The 1,658-nt window shown below is 67.3% G+C and carries 2 protein-coding genes; both read right to left on the bottom strand.

Features of this window, described 5'->3' with window-relative positions:
* Positions 1-77: 77 nt before the first annotated feature.
* Positions 78-725 (bottom strand): hypothetical protein, encoded by a 648-nt coding sequence (locus E1295_RS48040; protein ID WP_132642067.1) that lies wholly within the window; start codon positions 723-725, stop codon positions 78-80.
* Positions 722-1,384, bottom strand: a complete 663-nt coding sequence (locus tag E1295_RS48035; RefSeq protein ID WP_132642065.1) for a DUF4352 domain-containing protein — start codon at positions 1,382-1,384, stop codon at positions 722-724. The genes E1295_RS48040 and E1295_RS48035 overlap by 4 nt, the downstream gene beginning before the upstream one ends.
* Positions 1,385-1,658 lie beyond the last annotated feature (274 nt).

Here is a 1,658-nt window from a genome sequence, read left to right as displayed (position 1 = left end):
GCGGCGGGTCGTCTTCGCGGCGCCGGTCGTTCCGGGGCGCGAACCAGTCGCGCTCGTCGTTCGTACTCATCCTGCGCTCACTTCTTGTCCAGCGAGTAGACGTCCTGCGCTGAGGCGGCGAGCCGGCGCGCGCCCGCTTCGTCGAGGCCGAGGTCGACCTCCACCTCCGGCTGGTACGTCTCCACGATGAAGGCCGTGGGAAGCCCGAACACGACCCGCGCTCCCGGCAGCGCCGAGGCGGGGACCTCGAAGAAGTACCGGCCGCTGACCCAGATGTCCGGCTGCACCCAGACGTTCGACAGGGTCTCGGTGCTGTCGACGCGGTCTGTGGCGCTGAACTTCTTGCCGTCCTCGGTCATCAGCACCGGCTGGCCCAGTTTGTACGGCTTGAGGCTGGACTTGGCCGAGGCGCTGACGACGAGGAAGAGGTGGTCGGTGCCGATGGTCTTGCCGGTGAGGCTCTTGATGGACTTGGCGGTGACGTACGAGTCGAGCCGTGCGGTGAAGCGCTTGGCGTCGACGTCCTCGCCCTTGGCGCCCACGTAGGTGAGGGGCAGGTTCTGCTCCCCCTCGTCGAGCGAGACGGTCTGCAGCAGGACGGCGGCCCCTGCCAGCACAAGCCCGGCGACGGCGTTGAGCAGCCGTGAGGTGTTCGCGGGGCGGCGCCCACCTCGCCGGCCGCGGCGCGCGGGCGCAGCGGATGATCTTTGTTGTGTGGCGGTCACGCTCCGTCACCTTCCTTGACCGGCAAGGTCACCCTGGCCTTGATCTCGGGGAGCCACTTGTCGCCTGCTTCGGTGGCGACCATCTTCCAGCGGGGGGTGACGTTGTTGAAGTCGGGTTCCCACTCGAAGGAGGCCACGTCGAGGGTGATCTGCTTCGGCGGCGGGTCGGTGTCCTTGAGCCGGTAGCGCAGGACGACCTGGCTGGTGACCCCGGGGTGGAGCTGCCGGGTCGTGCCTCCCTTGCCTTGAGCGAAGGTGTTGGGGCCCGCATCCTCGGGAAAGGCAGGATCGATCTTGATCAGTGAGCCGGCGAAGGAGGCGAGCGTGAAGGCGGTTTCGAGCTTCTGCGGCGGGCTGCCGACCGAGGCGGTCTCGTCGCCGTTGTTCCTGACGTCGAAGATCACATCGACGAAGCGCTTGTCCTCCTGGAACCGGCTCTGGGCACGCTCCACCGTCACGCGGGACTCGACGACCTTGGTGGTGAACTGGCCCTGGTCGATCACCGCGCCCTGGCCCAGTGCCTCCGGCTCCTCGGGGGCTTCGCGCAGCCCGCCGAGCAGGGCGGTGATGCCGACGGCCGTGAAGGCGGTCAGCGCGATTGCGGGCACCACTACGGGGCGTCTGGGCCTCTCACTGCTGCCGCCGGAGGGTTCCGTCATGGATAAGGATGGTAATAGGTCTCGCTTGTCTCATCTGCCGCAATGCTCCCATCGGAGTGGTCGAATTGCCGAGAAACCCTGCCACTACGGGGCTTGTAACTCATACGCTGGCACGGAACGGAAAGGGCTGACCCCAACTCCTAATGACATATCGGCGGCCGGAGGGTCACGTGGCGGACGTGTATCCCGAGCATGCCCAGCTCCAGGCGGACCGCATCTACCTGGGCTGGCAGTACATCCTGCTGCATCCCGACCCGGGCCCGCCCCCCAAGCG

Source organism: Nonomuraea mesophila, from assembly GCF_004352805.1.
Classification (GTDB): Bacteria; Actinomycetota; Actinomycetes; order Streptosporangiales; family Streptosporangiaceae; genus Nonomuraea; species Nonomuraea longispora.
Note: the sequence above shows the minus strand (reverse complement) of the source record. Positions and strands in the feature narration are given on the sequence as shown.